Source organism: Halobellus captivus (genome assembly GCF_003697845.1).
In the GTDB taxonomy this organism is placed as follows: Archaea; Halobacteriota; Halobacteria; order Halobacteriales; family Haloferacaceae; genus Halorubrum; species Halorubrum glutamatedens.
In genome coordinates this window covers 213,356-219,533 of the sequence record NZ_RDQE01000007.1, presented here as the reverse complement: position 1 = coordinate 219,533, position 6,178 = coordinate 213,356, and the positions used below count along the sequence as shown (strand labels likewise).

General features: G+C 67.6%; 6 protein-coding genes and 1 tRNA gene. All 7 read right to left on the bottom strand.

From position 1 onward, the window contains the following. Positions 1-93: 93 nt before the first annotated feature. The gene (locus EAO78_RS10220) at positions 94-1,365 is read right to left on the bottom strand and encodes an ATP-binding response regulator (protein ID WP_122105736.1); all 1,272 of its coding nucleotides are present in this window, start codon (positions 1,363-1,365) and stop codon (positions 94-96) included. Positions 1,366-1,614: 249 nt separating this feature from the next. Next, positions 1,615-1,685 (bottom strand) — tRNA-Pro (locus tag EAO78_RS10215). Positions 1,686-1,745: 60 nt separating this feature from the next. Further along, positions 1,746-3,800, bottom strand: a complete 2,055-nt coding sequence (locus EAO78_RS10210; RefSeq protein WP_122105735.1) for a DEAD/DEAH box helicase — start codon at positions 3,798-3,800, stop codon at positions 1,746-1,748. A gap of 133 nt (positions 3,801-3,933) precedes the next feature. Then, positions 3,934-4,464, bottom strand: a complete 531-nt coding sequence (locus tag EAO78_RS10205) for a 50S ribosomal protein L16 (protein ID WP_122105734.1) — start codon at positions 4,462-4,464, stop codon at positions 3,934-3,936. 138 nt (positions 4,465-4,602) lie between these two features. Continuing rightward, positions 4,603-5,430: an endonuclease NucS gene (nucS, locus tag EAO78_RS10200; protein ID WP_122105733.1), complete on the bottom strand. Its 828-nt coding sequence runs from the start codon at positions 5,428-5,430 to the stop codon at positions 4,603-4,605. 86 nt (positions 5,431-5,516) lie between these two features. Continuing rightward, complete coding sequence (locus EAO78_RS10195; protein ID WP_122105732.1) at positions 5,517-5,906, bottom strand: type II toxin-antitoxin system VapC family toxin; 390 nt, start codon at positions 5,904-5,906, stop codon at positions 5,517-5,519. 1 nt (position 5,907) lies between these two features. Continuing rightward, positions 5,908-6,144: an antitoxin VapB family protein gene (locus EAO78_RS10190; RefSeq protein ID WP_122105731.1), complete on the bottom strand. Its 237-nt coding sequence runs from the start codon at positions 6,142-6,144 to the stop codon at positions 5,908-5,910. Positions 6,145-6,178: the final 34 nt, after the last annotated feature.

The window sequence follows — 6,178 nt, the reverse complement described above, 5'->3', positions numbered from 1 at the left end:
ATCTGTTCGATCTTTCACGACTACGCCGATCGGATAAGCTTCGCAAAGTCATGGATAGATCGCTTCCTATCTATTCAAAAGTTATGACTATCACTAATGCTCGACGCTGTTTCGAACCAGATTCTCGAAACACTGGCGGACGCGGCCGCGGTCCCCGCGGAAGGTACGGTCGGTCTCCGTCCGGAGGGTCGCGTTCTCCGTGTCGACGGCCCCGCGACAGTGGTCGACGAGCGCCGACAGCCGGAGCGGCTCGAGCTCGACGTCCGCGTCGTTCTCCCTCGCGAGTCGGAGCAGGTCGTCGATCAGGGCCTCGATCCGGTCGAGCGCGTACTCGACGCTCGAGACGTGCTCGCTCTCGATTCCGACGTCGGCCAGCTCTGCACGAGCCAGCTCCAGTCTCCCCGTCGCGACCGCGAGCGGGTTCCGGAGGTCGTGGCTCACGACGCGGACGAACTCGTCGAGCCGCTCGTTCCGCTCCTCGAGCGTTCGCGCCCGATCGACCTGCTCGAGCGCCGCGACGACGTTCCCCGCCAGGATCCGGCCGAGCGTCACGTCGCGCTCGTCGAACGTCCCCGGGTCGTGGGAGCCGGACACGAGAACGCCGTACTCGTCGAGCGGAAGGGTGAGTTGGCTCCGGATCGGCGTGTCCGGGTTGTACGCGTCCGGATCGGACGGCACGTCCTCGACCGCCTCCGGCTCGCCCCGCTCGAAGACGCGCCAGACGATGCTCTCGCCCGGTCGGTACGTCGGCGGGCCTCCGGACAGGTTCAACGCGGCCGGCGTCGACGCGATCGGTTCGATCACGTTCGCGTCGGCGTCGTACAGGTACACGGTGCTGGCCTCCAGCCCGTGGATGTCGCTCGCGGCCGCGACGGCCACCTCCGCGACGCGCTCGTGGCTGGTCGCGGCGATGAGCCCGACGCTCGCCTCGTGGAGCGCCCCGAGCTGGCGGGCGTGTTCGGACGCCGTCGAGTCGATCCCTTCCTCGACGGCGTCGCGGACGCACGCGGCGATCCGCACGTATCGACCCCCGTCCCCGTCCTCAGACCCCGACGGCACGTACGCCGAGACGCCGGCTTCGACCGCGGCGGCGGCGAGCGACTCGCTTCCGGCCCCCGCTCTCGGGGCGAGGACGAACGGAAGCGGTCCGTGGGAGGACCGTACCGATTCCAGCAGGTCGATCCCGCTTCCGTCGGGTAGTTCAAGCGTGCTGACGACGCAGTCGATCGAGTCGGTCGCGAGCAGATCGAGCGCCGCCTCGGCCGTCCTCGCCGAACGCGGCATCGCGTCGGGGAGTTCCCGCCGAACGGACGCCACCGTGCGCTCGAGGGAGTCCGGATCGCCGTCGACACAGAGGACGTCCATGCCCTCCCCGAGGAAGCATCGAGTGAAATACGCTTCGCCGGGATCGGCGGAGTAGGAAAGAACGAAAGGGAGATCCTGGTCAGCATGGGACTGAGCGGGGCCGCCCGGATTCACGACCGCGGCGCTCGCGAACTGCTCGCAGCAGGATGGGACCACCTGGATTCGAACCTCAGTCACTCCGCTCGCTCCGTTCCCTGTTTCGAATCCGCTCCGCCTGCCGCTGCTCGCGGACTGCTCGCAGCGGCAGGATGGGACCACCCGGATTCGAACCGGGGTCACGGGCACCCAAGGCCCGAAGTATACCACTAACCCATGGTCCCGTGCCCATCACTACCCGGATGAGCCGCTAAAGCGTTTCGTTCGTCGTTCCGGACGGCGGCTCACTCCCCGTCGTCGTACAGCTCGAGGTCCGCGACGAGGTCGTAGGGGTCAGTTCCCCTCCGGACCGCGTCGAGGATCCGAAACGCCTCGTCGGGCGCGAGGAAGTGCCGACAGATCGCCCGTCCGAGCGGCGTCGGCGAGAAGCCGTCGATGAACTCCCACTCGAGCAGCTTCCCGACCGCGTGTTTCGTCGGCACGTCGCCGATCATCCGGTCGTTGAGCCGCTTCGCCTGCTTGCCCGCGACGACGACGTTCGCCAGCGTCTCCTCGACGGCGGCCGTCTCGTCGTAGTGGGTCGCCACGTCCTCCATCACGCCCTTGAGCAGGGTGAACGCGACCTCGTCCTCGGTTCGGTCCATCGAGTTGTGATAGACGGCGTCGGGCTCGACGAGGAGGTACACCCGGCCGCGGTCGTGGTAGTCCGGCCGGCCCGCCCGCCCGAGCATCTGGGAGAACTCCTGGACCGAGAGCCACTCGATCCCCATCGCCAGCGTGTCGAAGATCACCTGCGAGGCGGGGAAGTCGACGCCCGCGGCCAGCGCCGCGGTGGTCACGACCGCCGACAGCTCCTGGTCGCCGAACATGCGCTCGACCTTCTTGCGCCGGCCGTAGTCGAGCCCGGCGTGGTACGGCGCGGAGTCGTATCGCAGCTTTCGGCTGATCTCGTGACACCGTCGCCGCGAGTTGGTGAAGATTATCGTCTGCCCGCGGTACCCCTTCGAGGACTTCGTGTCGAACTCGCGTTTGACGAGCTTGTCGGCGATCTCGGCCTTCTCGCGGCCGTCCGCGAACGTGACGTGGCGCTCGATGGGGACGGGGCGCTCCTCGAACTCGATGAGGGTGGCACGCAGCTTCTCGGTGAGCCACTCGGGATTGCCGACCGTCGCCGAGAGGTAGACGAACTGGGTGCCGCCGTAGCCCTCATGGGTCGCCATCCGGTCCTCGCTGTAGTACTTCAGCCGGGAGATCAGGCCGTCGAGCCGGTGACCACGCTCGCCCTCCTTCAGCGTGTGGACCTCGTCGATGACGACCGTTCCCACGTCGCCGAGGTCCTTCCCGGTCCGGAGCGCGTGGTCGATCCCCTCGTAGGTTCCGACGATCACGTCCGCGTTCGGGTCGAAGCGGTTGCCGTCGTCGGCGATCCGGGAGGATCCCACGCGGATCGAGACGTCGAGTACGTCGCCGTAGCGGTCCTCGAAGTCCTCGTGCTTCTGGTTGGCGAGCGCGACGAGCGGGACCAGAAAGAGGAGCTTTCCCTCCCCGCGAAGCGCCCGGTCGATCCCGGCCAGCTCGCCGACGAGGGTCTTCCCCGTCGCGGTCGCGCTCACGACGAGCTGGTCGTCGCCGTCGAGCAGGCCGTTCCGCACCGAGAGGCTCTGGACGGGCAACAGCTCCTCGAAGCGGCCCTGGACGTGATCGGCCAGATCGGGGTGGAGGTCGAGCTCGTCGGTTCGCACCGGCGAGACGTCGTCGACGGTGGCCGACACCTCGTCGTACTTGGTCAGATCGGGGTCGAGCCCGCCCGAGAGCAGGTTGATGATCCGGTCGAGGTCCTTCGAGTCGTAGAGGAGCTCCTCCAACCGCTCCTCCGCCGCGCCAGTGAAATCGCCCTTGTACGACAGCTCGCGTTCGAGCTCGCGGCGGGCACAGTCCCGACAGACGTGCTCGCCGTTGTGTTCGATCGCGGTTTCGGCCGTGATCGGACCGTAGCGGCCGTCGTTCGCGCAGCGTCGACAGGTCCGGACCGTCATCGCCTCCAGCTGGTAGCCGCCGAGCATCTCCCGGAGACGCTCGCGGCGTTCCGGCGAGGTCTGTTCGGAGATCCGGATCCGCGAGGCCGCACGGGCGAGGTCGACGAACTCGTCGGGTGACCGGGGGTGGTCCTCGCCGTCCCTGATGACGCGGAACTTCCCGGGTCTGGGGCCCGCCGACGTCTCCTTGAGCTCCAAGCGACCGCGAAGCACCCGGCTCCCGTCCCGGTTCGCGACCACGGTGTAGTCGCTCCGAGCCTCGTGGAGGAACAGCGTCTCGACCTCGGCCAGCTGCGTTGACACTGTGGAGCGGTACGCGAGCGAGGTATATCAGCGATTCGTCTCGGAAGCGGGCGTTCCGGGTCGGTACTTCGGGGGAAGCAAAGCGGAGGGACTGCAGGTGAAGAGACGGCGCGTCGACCGCCGGAGTAGTCGTCTACGCGACGAGCAGTTCCTCGCCGCGCTCGACCGTGATCCGGCACGGCGGCGAGAGCTTGTTGTACGCGCGGCGGAACGCCTCCTTCACGACGGGGGCCTGGTCGACCGTACAGTACGCCGTGAAGACCACGTCGTCCTTGTCGAGGCGGGCGGCCGTCCCGACGGGTTTGCCGAACGCCTGGCGCATCCCGTCGGAGACGCGGTCCGCGCCCGCGCCGGTCGCCTGCTTGTTCTCGCGGATGACCTGGTGTGGGAACTTGCGAAGGGTCATCTTGTAGTTCCCCTCGCCGAGCTCCTTGATCAGGTGGCGGTTCGCCGACAGGCGCGCGCTCTCGAGCGATCCGTGGCGGATCTGGAGCTCCTCCTCGACCCGGAGGCTGATCTCGACGGGGTAGTCGTCGGGCTCCGTGGAGAGGTCGCCCATGTTGTGCTGGGCGATCTTCGAGCCGGGGATGCCCGTGATGTACTCGCGCCGGGTGTACGAGGGCTTGTCTATCGTCCGGTACATAGAGGCGGGTTTGTCGGACATGGTTACTTGTCCGATGTAGCCTCCGCTGCGTCGATAAAGCCTTCGATACCGCGACGGAGACGGCGGGACGGTCGCGTGCGTGGCCGTGTGTGACCTCCCACGTGTGATGAATATCGAGCCATCACTCGGGTCGGGGCCTCACTCCTCCGGGGCCGGCTCGAGGGCGACGTGGTCGAATCCGCGGTCCGCGAGTCGCTCCGCGGCGCGGTCGGTGATCGAGGGGGCGACGAGCACGCCGCGGACCTCGAGATCGATCGCGTCGGCGTCGGCTGCGGTGTCATCGCCGTCGATCTCGGCTGCGTCGGCTGCGGCGTCGTCACCGTCGCTATCGAGGGGATCGTCGCGTTCCTCGTCGACACCCAGTTCCTCCCGGAGCGCCCGCACGTACCGGGCGAGCTGGCCGACCGCGTCGGGGCCCACCCGCCGTCGTTTCAGCTCCACGACGACCGGGTTGCCGTCGGCGTCGACGCCGAAGACGTCCATCGGACCGGCGCTGGAGGGCCGCTCGGTCTCCCGCGGCTCGAAGCCCGACTCGATCAGGTCGGGACGTTCGAGGATCCGGGTCCGGAGGTCCTCCTCGGTTCCGTGGATGGCGAGGTCGCGTCCGCCGGTGACCGGCATCGCGGAGAGCTCGTGGACGTCGGAGAAGCGGACGGTGAGGGTTTCGTCGGGGGTCGTTCGGGTCGACACCACGCGGAGCCGCCCCTCCCGGACCGCGGCGCGGTGTTCCGACCCCGGCGGCTGCCAGTTGACGGGCTGGCGGCCCTCGTCGGTGTGGACGAGGGCGGCCCCGTCGGGTTTCAAGAGGAGGAGGCGGTCGCCCGTGCCGAGGTCGGAGGCGGCGCGCCCCTCGTAGGAGACCGTACAGCGGCCGAAGACGCTGACCAGGTCCCCGCGGTCGAACGCCGCCTCCAGCTCCCAGAGGGCCTCGCGGTGGCTCGGATCGTGGAGACTCGTGACTGTCACTGGCCGGTGTACGCGCGTGTCGTTCAAAAAGGGCGCGAGAAAGGGTCGGGTCGATCGCGTGGGTGGATAGCTCTGAACGGTACTTCTCAGTACTCCTCGATGTCGACCCCGAGACGCTCGAAGTCGTCGACGTTTCTGGTGAGAACCGCTTCCTCGACGACCTCGGCCGTGGCGGCGATGATCACGTCTCCGTCGCCCACGGGCGTTCCCTCGTTCTGTAGCTCTCCTGCGATCCGACCGGCCTTCCGCATGACGGCGGCGTCGGCCGGGTGGACCGGTTTCGAGTCGAGGACTGCTTCGACCTTCTCGCGCTCGGCTTCCGACTCGGTCGCCCGAGCGATGCCGTAGTACAGCTCGAAGAGTGTCATCGAGGAGAGACGCTGCTGGACGAGTTCCGTTTCTAACTCTCGTGCCTTTTCGACGGCGTCTTCGTCTCCGTTCATCAGATCGATGAGAAACGACGTGTCGAGCAGCACGCTACGCTTCCCGGAGTCGATCGACGGTATCTTCCAGTTCGGCGGCGCGTCGCTCGCGTCGCTCGTCGACGGCCTCTCGGAGCGCGTCGGCTTCGTCGTCGCTTAGAACTCCGGCGATTTCCAGGATGGACCGCTCCCCTGCGAGCCGGAGGACGACGTCGGAGAACGTCTCGCCCTCGCGTTTGTGTGCGGCGAGCCGCTCGTACGCTTCTTCCGAGAGACGGATACTCTTCGACATACGCATACGGTTGCATACAGACTCACAAAGAACT